This window comes from Reinekea sp., assembly GCF_046710285.1.
In the GTDB taxonomy this organism is placed as follows: Bacteria; Pseudomonadota; Gammaproteobacteria; order Pseudomonadales; family Natronospirillaceae; genus Reinekea.
In genome coordinates this window covers 95299-111855 of the sequence record NZ_JBKEGY010000005.1, presented here as the reverse complement: position 1 = coordinate 111855, position 16557 = coordinate 95299, and the positions used below count along the sequence as shown (strand labels likewise).

General features: G+C 44.1%; 14 protein-coding genes, 1 pseudogene and 1 riboswitch. Of the genes and pseudogenes, 5 read left to right on the top strand and 10 right to left on the bottom strand.

Annotation, left to right across the window (positions count from 1 at the left end):
- The first annotated feature begins 38 nt into the window (after positions 1-38).
- Positions 39-1394 (top strand): MATE family efflux transporter, encoded by a 1356-nt coding sequence (locus tag ACI882_RS05520; RefSeq protein WP_411745326.1) that lies wholly within the window; start codon positions 39-41, stop codon positions 1392-1394.
- Between the two features lie 2 nt (positions 1395-1396).
- Here ACI882_RS05520 and ACI882_RS05515 read toward each other — a convergent pair whose 3' ends face one another.
- Complete coding sequence (locus ACI882_RS05515) at positions 1397-2062, bottom strand: hypothetical protein (protein ID WP_411745327.1); 666 nt, start codon at positions 2060-2062, stop codon at positions 1397-1399.
- Positions 2063-2131: 69 nt separating this feature from the next.
- The gene (locus tag ACI882_RS05510) at positions 2132-2980 is read right to left on the bottom strand and encodes an energy transducer TonB (RefSeq protein WP_411745328.1); all 849 of its coding nucleotides are present in this window, start codon (positions 2978-2980) and stop codon (positions 2132-2134) included.
- Positions 2981-2984: 4 nt separating this feature from the next.
- A riboswitch (cobalamin riboswitch) is annotated at positions 2985-3179 on the top strand.
- A gap of 9 nt (positions 3180-3188) precedes the next feature.
- On the opposite strand from ACI882_RS05510, the gene ACI882_RS05505 reads away from it, so the two are divergent.
- Positions 3189-5138 (top strand): TonB-dependent receptor, encoded by a 1950-nt coding sequence (locus ACI882_RS05505; RefSeq protein WP_411745329.1) that lies wholly within the window; start codon positions 3189-3191, stop codon positions 5136-5138.
- On the top strand, positions 5135-6364 hold the full coding sequence (locus ACI882_RS05500; RefSeq protein ID WP_411745330.1) for a hypothetical protein: 1230 nt from the start codon (positions 5135-5137) through the stop codon (positions 6362-6364). Before ACI882_RS05505 ends, ACI882_RS05500 begins: the two co-directional genes overlap by 4 nt.
- A 74-nt stretch (positions 6365-6438) precedes the next feature.
- Here the strand turns inward: ACI882_RS05500 and ACI882_RS05495 are convergent, their stop codons facing one another.
- A complete protein-coding gene (locus tag ACI882_RS05495; protein WP_411745331.1) occupies positions 6439-8115 on the bottom strand; it encodes a methyl-accepting chemotaxis protein in 1677 nt (558 codons plus the stop codon).
- A 219-nt stretch (positions 8116-8334) separates the two neighbouring features.
- Between ACI882_RS05495 and ACI882_RS05490 the strand changes: the two are divergent.
- Positions 8335-8448: pseudogene (locus tag ACI882_RS05490) on the top strand (GGDEF domain-containing protein); the annotation flags it as partial.
- Positions 8449-8511: 63 nt separating this feature from the next.
- Here ACI882_RS05490 and parE read toward each other — a convergent pair.
- From parE to ACI882_RS05470, 4 genes are all read right to left on the bottom strand, one after another.
- Positions 8512-10431: a DNA topoisomerase IV subunit B gene (parE, locus tag ACI882_RS05485; protein WP_411746385.1), complete on the bottom strand. Its 1920-nt coding sequence runs from the start codon at positions 10429-10431 to the stop codon at positions 8512-8514.
- A gap of 113 nt (positions 10432-10544) precedes the next feature.
- The gene (gene cpdA, locus ACI882_RS05480; protein WP_411745040.1) at positions 10545-11336 is read right to left on the bottom strand and encodes a 3',5'-cyclic-AMP phosphodiesterase; all 792 of its coding nucleotides are present in this window, start codon (positions 11334-11336) and stop codon (positions 10545-10547) included.
- 140 nt (positions 11337-11476) lie between these two features.
- A complete protein-coding gene (locus tag ACI882_RS05475) occupies positions 11477-11917 on the bottom strand; it encodes a DUF1249 domain-containing protein (RefSeq protein ID WP_411745041.1) in 441 nt (146 codons plus the stop codon).
- Positions 11914-12519, bottom strand: a complete 606-nt coding sequence (locus tag ACI882_RS05470) for an NUDIX domain-containing protein (RefSeq protein ID WP_411745042.1) — start codon at positions 12517-12519, stop codon at positions 11914-11916. Before ACI882_RS05470 ends, ACI882_RS05475 begins: the two co-directional genes overlap by 4 nt.
- A gap of 97 nt (positions 12520-12616) precedes the next feature.
- Between ACI882_RS05470 and ACI882_RS05465 the strand changes: the two genes are divergently transcribed.
- Positions 12617-14077, top strand: a complete 1461-nt coding sequence (locus tag ACI882_RS05465) for a TolC family outer membrane protein (RefSeq protein ID WP_411746384.1) — start codon at positions 12617-12619, stop codon at positions 14075-14077.
- A 162-nt stretch (positions 14078-14239) separates the two neighbouring features.
- On the opposite strand, the gene ACI882_RS05460 is transcribed toward ACI882_RS05465, so the two are convergent.
- Genes ACI882_RS05460 through ACI882_RS05450 form a run of 3 tightly spaced genes read right to left on the bottom strand, consistent with a single transcriptional unit; the run spans position 14240 to position 16556 of the window.
- The gene (locus tag ACI882_RS05460; protein WP_411745044.1) at positions 14240-15151 is read right to left on the bottom strand and encodes a biotin-dependent carboxyltransferase family protein; all 912 of its coding nucleotides are present in this window, start codon (positions 15149-15151) and stop codon (positions 14240-14242) included.
- The gene (gene pxpB, locus ACI882_RS05455) at positions 15148-15831 is read right to left on the bottom strand and encodes a 5-oxoprolinase subunit PxpB (RefSeq protein ID WP_411745045.1); all 684 of its coding nucleotides are present in this window, start codon (positions 15829-15831) and stop codon (positions 15148-15150) included. Before pxpB ends, ACI882_RS05460 begins: the two co-directional genes overlap by 4 nt.
- Complete coding sequence (locus ACI882_RS05450) at positions 15828-16556, bottom strand: 5-oxoprolinase subunit PxpA (RefSeq protein WP_411745046.1); 729 nt, start codon at positions 16554-16556, stop codon at positions 15828-15830. The genes pxpB and ACI882_RS05450 overlap by 4 nt, the downstream gene beginning before the upstream one ends.
- Between the last annotated feature and the right edge of the window lies 1 nt (position 16557).

Genomic DNA, 16557 nt, shown 5'->3' with positions numbered 1-16557 from the left:
CTGCATTCTTTTTATAATCCCCATGAAAGGCGCTGCTTATGCCGCAATCCCTATTAAGCCAAGTTCTTAAGCTAGCGTTGCCAGTTGCAATGCAAAGTGTATTGATATCGTTGTTAGGCATGTCCGATGTATTCATGGTGGCGGGGCTTGGCGCGGGAGCAGTCGCAGCAATTGGTATTGGAGCTAAGCTCCATTTCGTATTAGTCATGGTTATGGCGAGCTTGGGCTCGGCAGTATCTGTGCTGGTTGCGCAATATTATGGGCGTGGCTCAACTCAATCAAGCCAGGGAATACTTGCGTTGGGCATGGTGAGTGGGCTTGTATTGATGTTACCTGTGGCGTTGTTGTTTACCGTCATGCCGGAGCAGTTGCTTTCATTGCTAAGTGACGATGAGAACCTTATCGCACTAGGTACTTCTTACTTACGCATTACGGTACCGCTGTTATTTCTAACACATATTCTTATCTGTTATGAAAGCGCGCTACGGGCTCGTAGCGAAACCATGCTGCCATTAATTTTGGCAGCCATTGCGATAGTTATTAACATTGCGCTTAATTATGTGCTAATTCATGGTATTTGGTTTTTTCCAGAGCTAGGATCAAGCGGTGTTGCTATTGCCAGTGATATCGCGCGCTTGATTCAAGTGCTTTTATTCTTTTGGATTCTCGCACGACGCCACCACCTACTATCTCTAGGCCGATTGCTAAAAGCTAAACAAGAAGTGCTTAAACACGCCAAGCAGTTTTATACCATTGCTTGGCCCTTAACGCTTAACTTTACCCTCTGGGGTTTTGGGTCGTTTGTTTATCATGGCATAGCCTCAGCTAAGGGCACCGATGCACTGGCGTCACTGAGTTTAATTAGCCCTATTGAAGGTTTATACCACTCGTTATTTTTTGGTTTAGTAACGGCCTGTTCGGTGCTGATTGGCCAGAACCTAGGCCAAGATAAATTCGATACGGCAAAATATTTAGCCCGTAAATTCAGCTTCTTTGCACCTTTAGGTTCTTTAATTGTAGGTTTAGTTTTGCTTGCCAGCAGCCCTATATTTTTACCTTGGCTCATTAGTCCGTCGGAACCACTTTATCAGTTAAGCATGCAATTGATGTGGGTCATGTGCTTGAGTTTTTGGTTAAAAGTTCTCAACATGACGATTATTGTCGGCATTTTACGTGCCGGTGGCGACAGTAAATACATCGTAGGTGTTGATATGGTCGCCATGTGGGCATTAGGGATACCTGCCGCCATGCTGGCCGCCTTTTACTTCGAACTTAGTTATGTATGGGTTTATGCAATGGTCCTCGTTGAAGAAGCTGCGAAGGCTGTCATGGTCATTAAGCGCGCAATAAAAGGTATTTGGTTGAAAAACTTAGGCGACTATTCTGCTGCCTAAGTTTAGGGTTGCTTACGTACACTAATGGCTGAAAGCAGTAAAACAAAAAAGCACAACACTAAATTGAATAGCGGTATTTGTAATTGTGTTGGCATAGCATAAATAATCGTAACAGCCGGCAACCAAATTAAACAATTGGTAACGAAGGTCGTGGGTATTTGTATAAACCAAAGCTCGCGATCTAGACGTGTTAGCCATAGTTTCAAATTAAAATTAGACTCCATCCAAAGAAAGGCAATCGCCATACTCGGTGCGGCCCAAAGAGGGCCATAGGCGAACTGGTCGACGATTACTTTTTTCGCCAATATCGGCGCTGTATTTCCTTCCCCAAACCATTGAGCCTGCAGTGCATAAAGGTAATCTATTTCGATGCCTTTATAAGCCCAAAACAATGCATAGAAGAGAAATACCTTTGTTGGATTTCCTGTAATCTGTCCACTCATCTTCAAGTAGATAAATGGAATGATGCCGCCAAAAAGCGCGGTAGAAATCATTGCATATTTCCAGCTAAGTGAGCTTTTTAAATCGCCAAGTGCAATAAAGATCCACTCTGTAGAGGGGACATAAAAATAACAAAGAGCAATGCTTAGGGCTAGCGTTTGCAACGCTAGACCAGGTGCTAAGTTCTTTTTGAGTGCCGTTTTAATGTTGGATTGCAGTGAAGCCATTCAAGATCCTTATTGTTAATATACAGTGGCTGTAAACTTAAAATCTCTATTAGAGCTGATTGTGAGTCGTTAGCGAAACTCTATGGGTATTTCTACCCAATGCCCGGAAGCTTCAAAACCATTAGAAGCAGGCGCATATTGCCATTGACTTGCTTGCTCTAAGGCAGAATCATCAAGAATTTCATAGCCGGAACTTTGGTATACCGTTGTTTGCTCAAGCTTGCCTAGCCCATTCACGTAGCCGCGAACAATAACTCGACCAAACTGACGTTTACGCTGTGCGAGGGTGGGCGTGATGGCAATAGGTGTGTTCCCTTTAAAGCGAGGTAAGGAAAATTTAATAATACTTGTTTTTTCAATCAGTTGTGCAGTCGTTGTTTCTGTTTCTGTTTCTGTTTCTGTTTCTGTTTGTTCAACTGATTCAATATGGTTTATTAATTTTTGTGCGTTACTTGACGTTGGAGTGACTTTTTCTTCACTGGCAATAGTTTCAAGTGGTGTTTCAGGAAGGGCCTGTTGAATCTTTTGGTGAATCACTTCACTGGGCTCAATGAGTTTAACTGCTTCATCGCTAAGTGTTGAAACCTTCACCTTGGGGCTAGCGCTTGCAATACTTTTGGTCGCAGTCGTAATAACTTCTCTACTGGGCTCGGAGTACTCTGCACTCTCGCTATCAGATTTCACTGGATTATCTTGAGCTGATTTGTCTCGATCTATGACAGGTCTCGGTTTAATAACAGTTAATGAGAGGGTGGCGGATTTCTCATTGGTATGGGATTTAGCGGCCTGTGAAGTCTCTAGGAAATTTTGGCTTAATATGACCATATGCAGCAAGACTGATACGCCAATAGTGATGAGAATAGCCCGGTTTTTGGGCTGTGGCTCAGTAACTAAAGGATTGACTGTATCGAGATTCACTCTATACTCTCTGCAAAATTCAGGTGACCTAGTTGTTTAAACGGGAAACTGGTTCAAGTCCAGTACTGCCCCCGCAACGGTGAGAAAGAGTAAACCATTGAATTGAAATTAACCACTGCAAACGCGGGAAGGGTTCAATTCAACAGCGCTTCGCTGGCTTTTTCAAGTCCGGATACCGGCCTGATTCATTTATCAGTACGGTGGGTGCATGTCGCAGAAATTCCTTATTTCTGCAGGATTGCTATTTTTATCCTGTAGTCTATTTTCAGAACAACAAAATGATCCGCTTCCGGTGCAAAGCCAGTTGCCTGTGGTTTATTCTGAAATTACACCTGCCTATGAAACCTCCCCAGAATTCAGTAACGCCGCCGTATCGGTTATATCGAGTGAGCAGTTTCATGCCAATGACGTCACCGTTGCCGATGTTTTAGAACTTACCCCAGGTATTCAATTACAAAGCACTGGTGAAACCGGAGCCTATTCAAGTCTAAGCATACGTGGGGCTCCTAGTCAGCAAACTCAAGTATTTATTGATGGTGTTTTGCAATCGAATGCGGGGGGCGGTGGATCAAACGTTCAGAGTATTCTATTGGCCGATATCGAACGTATTGAAGTGTATAAATCGAGTTCGCCTGGGCAATTAGCCATGGGCAGTCCGGGTGGCGCGATTAATATTATTCGAAAAAAATCTTCTCAAAATGAGGCCAGTCTGTTGCTGGAGTTGGGGAGTTTTGAGCATGGCCGAATGTCTGCGACGGTCAATCAGCAATATGGCCGTTATATTGTAAATGGTTACGCCGCACTTCAATACTCCGGCAATGCATTTGAATATATTAACGATAATGGTACCGCTAATAATTCGTTAGACGATTACCCTGATACAAGAAATAATGCCGAGTTTAGCTCGCGAGCAGCGGGAGCGTCTGTGACTCGAGAAACCAATAATGGTAATGCTGGCTTTGCTGTTTCATACTACTCAGATGTTAAGCAACTCCCCGATAGTCATAATACGAAAACGAATAAAGCCTATTACGCTCAAGAAAAATTATCTGCCCTCGCAACGCTAAATGTGAATCAATGGTTACCCAATATAGACACCTCTTTGCGATTCGATTTAGAAGAGGACACAGGTTTGTTTAATAATACTGATGGCTCAACGAGTTTATATAAAATCGACAGTGAAGACACATTGAGTAGCGGCCAGCTAAATCATAGCTCGGTCTACAGTGCTCCTTTTGGATTGATTACGGCAGCGAATATTATCAGCTATGATCAATTTATTATTGATGATTCCGATAAGGGTGAAACTCTCAATGCAACTCGCACCCAATTCGCCAATAGCCTTGGCGCAGAAGTTTTTTATTCTGATCTAGTTACGCTCATGTCGAATGTCCGACTGTTATCTTTGACCGATAATAGTGGCGATGTAACTGAGCAGAAAAGCAGTATCGGTGGCAATGCTGGGTTGCGTGTGGGTAACGAGGTTTATTTTATGCAAGTCAATGCTCAACAAGCATATCGGGTCCCAAATTTAGTTGAGCGCTTTGGTAATCAAGGTGCCTTTTCGGGCAACTCTGAGCTTTTAGATGAGTCTGCGACCTCATTTGATCTGACCGTATATGCAGAGTTAGCCATTGTTAAACTTGAAGCCAGCGTCTATGTTCGTGACAGTAAAAATACCATGACACCAGTGTATAACGCACAAGGAATGGGCAGATATATAAATTTAGATAGCACTCAGTTTGTTGGATATGAATGGCAAGTAGGCACAGAGTTAGGTCGGTTTCAGCTTCAGCACCAAGGGGCTTATTCTTACAGCTTAGCCACTTCGAGTTTAAAGGCATACGATCAGAAGCGAGTCCCAGGTTACTACCCGATTTCACTCAATAATAACCTAAATTACCAACTGTCTGAACAATGGAATACTCAGTTTAATTACCTTTATGAAGCAGGCCTGTATTTTGATCGAGCAAACTCGACGCAAGCGCCTGAAAAACACCAGCTCAATGCACAAGTGCGTTGGCAGCATGAAAACTCGAGCCTGACGTTTGGTGTTGACAATATTCTGGATCGAGCCCATTTCGATTATAGCCGTAAGCCTTTACCGGGCCGAACTTATACCTTAACTTACGAACATAAATTTGGAGAAAAACCGTGAAAAAAATACTAATAATTAGTGCACTCTTAGCACTGTCAGCCTGTGATCCATTAAGCGAAGGGTCAACATCGGTAGAGGGGTTTGAAGCTAATCTGATGGTTGCTGCAGTGGTCCCTGGCTATGGGACGAGTGATGTAATTTTTATCGGTGATACGGAAGATGAGTCTGATGTCGTTATTGAAAAGCAAGTTCATACCACAAACCCTGCCGACATCGCCATTGCAGTTAACGGTGATAACTTTTATCGCTTAGGTCGATATGAATACGATACGCTTACCAGTGTGAAACTAAATTCAGAGACTAGCGTTGTTTCTCTCGGTTTAGAATACTCTGTGTTAGGAGATGACAGCAGTGCCAACCCAGCGGGTATGGTTTTCGTGAGTGAGGATCGAGCTTATATATCAAGAACAGATTCTCCAATGCTTTGGTTGGTTAATCCTTTAGCAGAAGTTGAAGATGACTTTTTGATCGATGAAATAGATCTTTCTACTTTTTCTGCAGGTGCGGATACGAAGCCCCATATGGCTGACATGGAAATAGTCGGTAACAAATTATTTGTAGTACTCACTCGCCTCGATGGTTTTAATGCTAAGGATAACTCTGCAGTTGTGGTTATTAATACGACAACTAACACGATCATTGATGCGGATTCTGATAATACTAACGGTACTCAAGCAATCGCACTGCTGGGTCGCAATGCGTCAGAGATTACTTACTTAAATAATAAGTTGTATGTTGTCGCTAGCGGCGACTATGGCAACTCAGATACCGTTGAAAAATATACCGGTGGTCTTTATTCAATTGACCTTGCAAATGGCTATGCTGTTGATGAAGTTGTTCCAGATGGCGTGATCAATGATGGTGGCAATAATGTAACAGTCGGTAACCTGATGGATTTAGATATCGCACCAAATGGAGATATCTACTTTGTAGGCAGTGATAGGGGTTATGAAACTCCTGGAGACTGGACAACTTATTATCAATACGATTCTGTCTATGTCATAGAAGCTGGTGATGATAAAATTAAGGCGATCGATTTAGGTGAAGGCGACTTCAATATTGGTGATATCCAAAGCAATAGTTCAGAATTGTATGTTGGTGTGCATGTACAAACAGCAGCGCCAAACGCAAGTGCCGGTGTTAAAGTTGTAGGACATAATACAAATGCACTTACTGGGTTTATTGAAACGACTTACAACCCTGTTCAAATCATTGTTCTAAATTAACTTCAACTTAGTTCTAGTAAACAAAAGCCCAATGCCTAGCATTGGGCTTTACCATATTTAAAACGCAAATTTAACTAAACCGTAAACCTTGAAGAAACTTCATCGACCATTCCAGCTAATCGACTTACTTCAATAAATTGGTTTTGAGTTGCTTCGGTACCCTGCTTGATTTCTTCTGAGCTAGTTGCTATCTCAGAAACCGCTCTTGTGATATCAGATGCGACTGCTGATTGCTCATTGGCAGAAGTCGCTACCATGGTATTCATTTCAGTGAGCTGCTTGATCGAATTGGTCGTAGATTCCACGAGCGTCTTAATGGTGTTCATGGCTTCGATAACAGCGCTGCGACTATCAGTGGTGGTTGCCATTTCTTCCGATGAGCGTTTGCTGCTTTCACTCAGCTTATTAAGAATCTCTCCAATTTCAATGGTGCTTTGTTGGCTTCGCTGGGCCAATGTTCTCACTTCATCTGCAACCACTGCGAAGCCTCGTCCTTGCTCACCAGCACGTGCTGCTTCAATCGCCGCATTGAGAGCCAGTAAGTTAGTCTGTTCAGATATGCTTTGAATAACGTCTAGGGCTTGGTGAATTCCCTGCACGTTTTCGACAAGTTCACCCACTGAGCCATCAACACTGTTCAATACGTTACTTAAGTCTGTAATTCGATCCGTTGAGGTGTTTACCTGCACCAGCACTTGGTTTATTTCAGCATGAACCGTGTCAGCAATGTTGCTGGTGTTTTCTGCATTGCCAGCAATTTCGGAAGCGGTCGAACTCATCTCCTCAATTGCAGCGGCAACTTGCAGAGTGTTTTCTCTTTGGCTTTCTACTTCGTTGGAAAGTTGTAATTGCGCAGTGCCGGCAGAAGAAGACATTGCTTTTAAATCATCACTAGCCGTTTTGAGGATTTTAATGTCATCGGCAAGGTTGTTGATAAATGCATTAAAACTTGAAGCAATATGATCAAGTTCAGTGATACCTCTTAATGGCAATGACATCGTTAAGTCGCCCTTGCCACTGGCGAGTCCATCGACTGACTCCGCAAGCTTATCTAATGAAACCAATATTTTCCGAATCGCAAATGTGGCGATGATTGCAGTGATCAGAATAACTAAAATAATACTGAAAGTAGTTTTGGAAACGCTTGAGGTTTGCGCAGTAGAAAGGTCTTGATTGATATTACTTAATACACCATCAATAGAATCAAAGTACAGACCTAAGCCTAGTAACATGTTCCATTTATCAATGCCCGCGACATAAGCAAACTTAGGACTCGGTTCATCTTCACCAGGTTTAGGAAAATGATAGGTGTAAAAGCCAGACTTATTGCCCTTAGTTATCTTCACCATATCTCTAAGTAAATATTGATCTGTTTGGTCTTGAAGGTCCCAGAAACTTTCTCCAAGGCCTGCCTCTGATGGCCCTAATAAGAGTCTTGTTCCGTCATAGTCATAACCATAGATATATCCAATGCCTTCATCGAAAACAAAGTTTTTAAGTAGAGCGATTGCTTCTGCTTTCCCTGAATCGCCTGGCATCGCGATGTAAGGCTCAATTAGACTTGACGCAGAATCTAACAGTGACTTAAGCCGATTGCGCTCCGCCGCCATAATGGCATCCTCGGTTGTATTTAGAACGTTTGCACCAAGCATGTTTATCGAGCTAGACGATAAATAAATCGCTGTAATAGCGATAATTAACAAAGGCAGTAAGGCAAGCGCATACACTCGCGTTTTGATCGATTTGAACATAGCGGTTCCAGAATGTTGTTTAGCGTGGAAGATATATCGGCCGTTGGTCATATTTACTTTAGTCGTTAGTCTTGGATTGCTCAAACCAATTGATTGAAAATCAGTCACAATATTTGAAGAATCATACTAATTAATTAGAGGATTTATGATTGGCAATTAGGTGAGGTAAAGTGACTAGAAGTTATGCCGTTCTAATTTTAGTTTTATAGGGCCAGTCTAGGCGTTTCAGAAGTCGGCCCCGATGGCGAAAACTATGAAACCGTGGTAGAAGTCGCGGATAATAGAATGTATAAGGCCAAGGAAGCAGGGAGAAACAAAGTGATGCTGCGATAATAAAGGCCTGTTAATTTTCACTAATCAGGCCTCTGTTCTGTGGCATAAACTAAGTTGTAAGGATTACTCAACCAACTCAACCGCAGTCTCTATATCGGCCAAATTACCTTTACTTTCTAACCATGATTTACGATCGCCTGAACGCTTTTTCGCGAGCAGCATGTCCATCATTTCCATGGTATCGGTTTGGTCACCGTCTTCTATGGTAAGTCGAACTAGGCGACGGGTGTTTGGGTCCATTGTGGTTTCGCGTAATTGCATTGGGTTCATTTCACCCAAGCCCTTAAAGCGTTGAATTTGAACTTTACCGCGTTTCTTTTCTGCTTCTAAACGGTTCAAAATTCCAATGCGTTCGTCATCGTCTAGTGCGTAGTAAACTTCCTTGCCAATATCGATACGGAACAATGGCGGCATCGCTACGTATACGTGGCCGGTTTCTACAAGTTTTCTGAAATGGCGTACAAACAGGGCGCACAATAACGTGGCAATGTGTAAACCATCGGAGTCGGCATCGGCTAAAATACATACCTTGCCGTAACGTAGGTCGTCGATGTTATCTGAGTCGGGGTCTACGCCTAAAGCAACGGCAATGTTATGAACTTCTTGGCTGGCTAAAATTTCACTGCTGTCGACTTCCCAAGTGTTTAAAATTTTACCTCGAAGTGGCAAAATAGCTTGAGTAACACGATCACGTGCTTGCTTTGCTGAGCCGCCAGCTGAGTCACCTTCCACCAAAAATAATTCACCCGCCATGGCATCGTTGCCAGAACAATCTGCGAGCTTGCCGGGTAGAGCAGGACCACTGGTAACTTTTTTACGGGCAACTTTTTTCGCTTTGCGCATACGCGCATTGGCATTGCTAATACAAAGCTCAGCTAATAGTTCAGCAACATCAGTGTGCTGGTTTAACCATAAGGCGAAGGTGTCTTTAACAACACCCGAAATAAAAGCAGAGGCTTGTCGAGACGATAAGCGCTCTTTAGTCTGGCCAGCAAACTGCGGATCTTGCATCTTAAACGACAACACATGCGAACACTTGTCCCAAATATCTTCTGGGCTTAATTTTACGCCGCGTGGTAATAAACTGCGGTATTCACAAAACTCACGCATGGCATCGAGCAAGCCTTGGCGTAAACCATTGACATGCGTACCACCTTGCGCAGTTGGAATTAAGTTGACATAGCTTTCACCAATGCCTTCGCCGCCTTCAGGTAACCATTGAATCGCCCAATCGACCGCTTCGGTTTCACTTGAAAAGGAACCAATAAAGGGTTCATTTGGCAGTGTTTCATAGAATTGGGTGGCGCTGAGTAAATAGTCTTTTAGGCCGTCTTCATAATACCAAGTATCTTTTTCGTCTTTTTCTTCATTGAAGAAATTGATAGTTAGGCCAGGGCATAAGACTGCTTTGGCTCTCAATACATGGCGTAATCGACTTGCTAAAAACTTTCCGGTATCGAAATAAGATTCATCCGGCTTAAAACGCAGCGTTGTACCGGTTTCTTTCTTTAGGCATTTGCCAATGACTTCCATCTCAGTGGCTTTATCACCATTTTGGAAGCCCATGCGATGTAATTCGCCGTCACGTTTAACAGTGACTTCGAGCGTAGTAGATAAGGCGTTTACAACGGATACCCCTACACCATGTAAACCACCTGAAAATTGATAGTTTTTACCCGAGAACTTACCGCCTGAGTGTAAGCGAGTCAGAATGAGCTCGACACCCGGAATACCATGTTCGGGGTGGATATCTACTGGCATACCACGGCCGTTGTCGGTGACGCTGAGGGAGTTATCTTTATAAAGCACCACGTCAATCTGGTCGGCATAGCCGCCAATGGCCTCATCGACTGAGTTATCAATCACTTCTTGAGCTAAATGGTTTGGCCGTGTGGTGTCAGTGTACATGCCCGGACGTTTACGGACGGGGTCTAAACCACTGAGTACTTCAATAGCTTCAGCTGAGTAGTTGTTCTTACTCATACGACAGGTTGCCTCTTCAAAAAACTTAATAAAATCAAGGGGGTTAGGATAACGGAAAAGCGAGCGACAGGCTATTGGTAGAAAGCAGATCGCTTATTTGAGGATTAAACCAATCAATAGCCTTGCTGGGTATAATCGATTTTAAAATCGACGCCTTCAATGCGGGAAACATGAGTGTCTATTTCACCATTGGGGTTGAGCGTGAGCGTTCGATAGCCAGGGCCAGATGAGTCAATACCAAAATCTTTGCTTTCAGGTAAAAATTGAACGCAGGTCGAAGGTGTGGAGATGTATCGAAAACCGTTTATGACGACATCGCTGGCTTGATGAACATGGCCGCAAACAATTGCACGAATGTTGTTATACGGCGCGATTATTTTCTGGAGTTCGTCAGAATTTTTAACGCCTATTTTATCAATCCACTGGCTTTTCATGCTAACGGGATGGTGATGAAAGGCAATCAGTATGTATTTGTCGGTAAACTGTTCGAGAGCTTGCTTGAGAGTGTCGAGCTGGTCTTGGGCAAGGCTACCGTATACTTTTTTGGGCACTACCGAATCGAGCATAACAACAACCCAGTTACCAAGCTCAGTAATGGCGTTCGCATAGTCGGTACCCTGGGCAACGGTTGCCATATTTTCGCGGTTATCGTGATTACCGGGAATCCAACGCATGGGCGCTTTTAGGGGTTCGACAAAAGACACAAAGTTCTCATAAGCACCGACACTGCTGTCTTGGGCAATATCGCCAGTGGCTAAGATGAGATCTATGTTTGAGACTTCCTCTTGAACACGCTTAACGATAAGCTTGAGACTGTCCTCGGTGTTCATCCCCAGCAAAGTTCCTTCTGAACTGGCGTGGAGGTGGGGGTCTGTAATTTGGACCAGCGTAAACGCTTTTTCCATTGTGGCCATTATTCCATGTGTTTGGTTATTTATAGTTATACACAAACAATATAGGCAATGTCATCCATTGCGCACAAATGTCAGCGAAAATCGTGATCTAGTCAGCATTTATAGTCTAGTTTTCTTAACTTTAGCCTAACTTAGCTTGGAGTCCAACTTTCTTTGCTCATCCCATGGGCAAGTAAATGGCTCAGCCACTCCCCTAAATAATGATTAGCTTGGGCTTTTTCATCAATTTGATACATTTGATGGTTAGGATAGCGATAAACCCCAGCGAGTTGCTCGCCTTGCGCAAGATTGACGACCTCCGCCATACGCGCGTCATCATACAAGCGCACAATTAGCTCAACTGAACTGGCGTGCTTGGGTAAATAATGGAGTGTTTTGGTGAGTTTAAGCGTGGTTGTATATTTAAATCGCTCAATGATCTCTATAGCAACATCAATTACGCCGTCTTGGCTGTCGGTCCAGCTAAAGTGGTAGTGCGGTTGGGTCGCATCACCCAGCAAACGTTGTAAACGCACAAAGTTTGCTTCACACATGGCAGCGTGTTTAGCGACATCGGGGATGTATTTTTTCATGCCCACGTGAGTCTTAGGCGATCTAGATTTAATTGTAGCCATTGGCAAGCAATGATACTGGCCGCATTGTTGATACGACCCTCTGCTAACCAACCTAAGCCTTCGTCAATTGAAGGCGTCAGCACGCGAATATCTTCGCCTTCCTCGGCTAAGCCGTGAATGCCCGAGGCTTGTCGGCTGTCGACTTCGGCGACATAGAGGTATATCCATTCATTAGTGCCGCCGGGTGAAGGGAAATACTTGGTTATGAACTCCATTCTGCCTAGTTCAACTCCGGCTTCTTCCATCGCCTCACGACGACCGACTTCTTCAGGAGTTTCGTCTTTATCGATCAAGCCAGCCACTAACTCAATGAGCCACGGGTTTGGTGTATGCATAGCGCCAACGCGAAACTGCTCAACGAAGACAAACTTACCGGCAGCAAGGTCGACCAGCAACACACATACGGCATTAGGCCGATTTAGGAGTTCACGCTCAATACGCTGTTCGCCGCCCTCAAAACGTTGATGAGCAATGCTCAGTTTATTCATTTGATAAAAGCCCTTGTACAGCGATTCGTTGGCTAAAATCTTGTGTTCAAAGTTATCGGTGTCGCGCTGCATAGTTAAGCCTTGTGCAAGGGTTTGAGCATTGGGCGGATGATCTTAGCAAAAGATGAATCATTGTGCTGAGTAGAAAGTGACAAAAATATTAGTCTAAATGCGCTATCATTTCGTAAATGTAGCGATAGAATGCTTTATTTGTGACTTTTGGGGCTTCAGTATAGAGCTGGCTTCACAAATAATGCTCAGCCATAATGACATTATAAATTTACCTGACTTTCGAGAATTACGCATGTTGACTAAACAATGGATCGCCTGTCTGAGTTTGATCGCCGCTACCGGAGTAGCCAGCGCGTCTCAATCAATTATAGACACCTATAAACAAGCTCTTTCGAATGATACAGGGCTTGAGATTACTCGGTTACAACAACAAATTGCAGAAGCTAACGTTGATAGTGGTTTAGCTCGGTTACTGCCGTCGGTTTCGGCTTCTGCGGGTTATGGAGTTGGCAGCGAGAGTGGCAAAGATGCGCTTCTTCCCGATTTCGAAGCTCAAAGTGTCAACGCCAGTATTTCGTTGCAACAAACTATTTTTAGTTTGGCGGCCTTCAGTGCGTATGATGCATTAAAAGTAAACGCATCTGCCGCTGATATCTCCACTAAAATAAAAGAGCAGCAGCTAATCGTCGACGTTGCTCAAAACTACGTCAGTGTTATGCGCGCTCAAGATGCATTAGCTGTAGCAAAAGCGCAAGTTGAAGCGGTTGAGCGTCAATATGATCAAACCAATCAGCGTTATGAAGTTGGTTTAGTGACCATTACCGATGTGCTCGATGCCAGCGCAACACTTGATCAATCTAAAGTAGCCCTTATTCGTACTCAAGCACAATACGATATCGCAATGCAGACTGTATCTATAGCAACAGGTGAAAGTTTCTCTGGTGCAATGGACTTATCTGATGACCTTCCAATTCAAGCACCAGCGCTTGAAGGCATGCAAGATTGGATCGACTTCGCAAAAGAAAATCATCCAACTATTTTGAAAGCCAAGAAAGACCTTGAAAGCGGTCAGCTTGCATTAAATGCCACAAAACAAAATAGATTGCCAACAGTGACGGGTTCTATTTCAGTTAAATATAACGATAGCTTTGGCGATAAAATCCCGACTGACTACGGCGATGAAACTCATTGGAGCGCAAGCTATGGAGTTAATATTAGCGTACCTCTCTACACCGGCGGTGCAACTGAAGCCGATATCGCAATAAAAGGCATCAATAACAACATCGCCGAGCAAGCCCTTATTGCACAGCAACGTGCTAAGCAAGTGATGGTCGGCAACTACTACCGAACCGTTCGGGCCGATGCTCAAAACGTAGAGGCGCAGCGTCAAGCGTTAAAATCACGTGAAAGTGCGTTGAAGGCAACCACAGTTGGCTATGATGTCGGTACTCGTAATATTGTAGAAGTTCTAAATGCACAAGTTGCTGTGTTTAGTGCACAAAATGCCTTAAACAACTCTCGTTATGATTATGTTTTGAACTTATTGAGACTTAAAAACGAAGCCGGCCAATTATCGGTTAAAGACCTAGAGCAAATTGAACAGTATTTGGTTGAGTAATCAACCTGTTTAAAATGCCTAAAAAAAGCCTGAATTTAATTCGGGTTTTTTTATGCCAGGCACTTCAGCTCCTAACTTTAGAAGCGGTAGGCCGCTGAACCCTATTTACGCTGTGAAGTATTTATGGAGCAGCGTGGTGTCAGAAATTTTGCTTTGCAAAGTTCAAAGCAGGTCGAGCAATGCTTGCCAATAATCGCGATAAATTCTAATTGCCTCATCGGCTGAGATAGGCACAAAAGTTACCGTCGCACCCTGAGTTAATTGCGCTAGCTTGTCTAAATCTGGGCTAATAACAGAACCTAGCTTAGGGTACCCACCAATAGTCTGACGGTCGCGCATCATAATAATGGGTTGGCCAGCGCCAGTAACTTGAATTGCCCCTCGCGCAATACCTTCAGAATAAAGCTCGCGTAAGTCTGAATTAATAACAGCTCCCTCTAAGCGAAACCCCATTCGATCTATCTGTTTGCTTAAGGTGTATTGGCCAGTGGTAAATACCGAATGCGCTAGTTCAGGAAACTGCTTAGCTTGATAGCCTCTAATGTAGCGAAGCTCGACCTGTTTTTTTAGCTGAGGCTGTTGTAAGTAGGGTAGCGATAGCTCTTCACAGTGATAGCTTTCATGGCCGCTCAATTGTTGTTCTTTAACCAGAGGCTTACCTATATTTTCGCGCACGACGGTTGCTGAGCTTTCAAACCAAGCTGGCGCGTCAAAGCCGCTACTTACCGCCAAGTAAGAACGAGCACCTAAAGCGGCGAAACCAATCTCGAGAGTGTCGTTAGGTTTAAGCTTTAACGTTTTCCAAAGTGACTGTGGCTTACCGTTAATAGAGACAGGACTAAACGCACCAGTCACCGCAACAGAGCAGGGCGCAAGACACTGCAACGTTAAGCCCCCTAAGGTGATCTCTAGGGCGGTTTTGTTGATATCGTTGCTTACCAATTGATTGGCGATCACAAAGCTACGCACATCCATTGGGCCTCCTTCGGTTAGGCCTAGGGCCATTTGCCCAGTGCGACCTAAGTCTTGGAAGGTAGTCAGCGGACCAGGTTGCAACACACTAAATAACTTCATAGTGTGCCACCTAAATCTAAAAACTCTTGCCGGTTGATGGCCATAAATTGAACCTGATCACCAACTTGATACGGCATGCTTGGGGTTGCATCGGGGTCAAATAAAACACTTGGACAGCGACCAATAATATTCCAACCACCTGGCGTGGCTGCGGGGTAAATAGCCGTTTGTTTATCGGCAATGGCCACCGAGCCCGCCGGTATTGAAGCTCGAGGCGCTTCTAACCGCGCCATGGCAATGTGTTTTTCTACTTCACCAAGGTAAGCAAAACCCGGCGCAAAGCCAATGGCATAAACATCATAAATTTTTTGGCAATGAGCCGTGACGACTTCTTCAGGATTAAGCTTATGGTGTTGAGCGATGCGTTCTAAATCTAGAGCGACTTCCTCCCCATAATAAACGGGTAAGCGCACTAATTTACCGGTGAGCTGGTGGCTGTGGTGATCCTTAAGGGAAGGAAGCAGTTCCTTTATTTTTTGGCCAACGCTGCGGTGATCGGTTTTTAGTGGATCAAAGTGAATTAAAATAGAGGTGTAAGAAGGCACTAGGTCGATCAAAACATCGGTTAAGCTAAGGCGAATTAAATCGCTTAACGAATGCATTTGCCGAATAGTTGCACGGCTTGGTTTGTCGGTAATGTATAAAATAACCGAGTTTTCTGACGCCACCTCAAGTTTCATGGCGTCACCAATTTACGAATTTGTTTAATTTGTGCAACGGCGGTTGGGTTATCGCCATGTACACATAATGAATCCATCGGTATCTGCAATAAAGAGCCGTCAGCGGTAATAACTTTTTGCTTAGTGGCAATCAATGTCACCTGCTCTAGCATGTCGGCAGTATTGAGCAACGCACCTACTTCACTTCGTGGCATTAATAAGCCCGCTTCGGTGTAGCGTCGATCAGCAAAAACTTCGAATAACAATTCTATACCCATGCTGTTCGCCAGCTCACGGTGTTTTTGGTGCGCGGCTGTGCTCATCAACATAAATTTTAAATCGCTGGGGTAGCTGGCTACGGCTTGGAGTAACGTGCGAAGTAATTGTTCATCGGCCATCATGTCGTTATAAAGTGCGCCATGTGGCTTAACATAACTAAGGCTCATGCTTTGGCATTTAGCCATACCCTCAAGAGCGGCAATTTGGTAATGCATAAGTTGAGTTAGTTCGTTGGTAGTGAGCTTCATGCTGCGTCGACCAAAACCGGCTAGATCAGGGTAAGAAGGGTGCGCGCCGATACTAACCTGATGCTGTTTGGCTAGGGCAATGGTGTTAGCAAGGGTAGTAGGGTCACCGGCGTGGAAGCCGCAAGCTATGTTGGCCATGTCGATATGAGGCATCACTTCGGCATCGTTGCCTAGCTGCCATTGACCGTAACTTTCACCAAGATCACAATTGAGCAGCACG

What these genes read in the sequence shown, in the direction of transcription:
- ACI882_RS05520 (WP_411745326.1), top strand. Translation starts at nt 39, where the DNA reads ATGCCGCAATCCCTATTAAGCCAAGTTCTTAAGCTAGCGTTGCCAGTT.
- ACI882_RS05515 (WP_411745327.1), bottom strand. Translation starts at nt 2,062, where the DNA reads ATGGCTTCACTGCAATCCAACATTAAAACGGCACTCAAAAAGAACTTA.
- ACI882_RS05505 (WP_411745329.1), top strand. Translation starts at nt 3,189, where the DNA reads ATGTCGCAGAAATTCCTTATTTCTGCAGGATTGCTATTTTTATCCTGT.
- ACI882_RS05495 (WP_411745331.1), bottom strand. Translation starts at nt 8,115, where the DNA reads ATGTTCAAATCGATCAAAACGCGAGTGTATGCGCTTGCCTTACTGCCT.
- parE (WP_411746385.1), bottom strand. Translation starts at nt 10,431, where the DNA reads ATGAGTAAGAACAACTACTCAGCTGAAGCTATTGAAGTACTCAGTGGT.
- cpdA (WP_411745040.1), bottom strand. Translation starts at nt 11,336, where the DNA reads ATGGAAAAAGCGTTTACGCTGGTCCAAATTACAGACCCCCACCTCCAC.
- ACI882_RS05475 (WP_411745041.1), bottom strand. Translation starts at nt 11,917, where the DNA reads ATGAAAAAATACATCCCCGATGTCGCTAAACACGCTGCCATGTGTGAA.
- ACI882_RS05470 (WP_411745042.1), bottom strand. Translation starts at nt 12,519, where the DNA reads ATGCAGCGCGACACCGATAACTTTGAACACAAGATTTTAGCCAACGAA.
- ACI882_RS05465 (WP_411746384.1), top strand. Translation starts at nt 12,617, where the DNA reads ATGCGCTATCATTTCGTAAATGTAGCGATAGAATGCTTTATTTGTGAC.
- ACI882_RS05460 (WP_411745044.1), bottom strand. Translation starts at nt 15,151, where the DNA reads ATGAAGTTATTTAGTGTGTTGCAACCTGGTCCGCTGACTACCTTCCAA.
- pxpB (WP_411745045.1), bottom strand. Translation starts at nt 15,831, where the DNA reads ATGAAACTTGAGGTGGCGTCAGAAAACTCGGTTATTTTATACATTACC.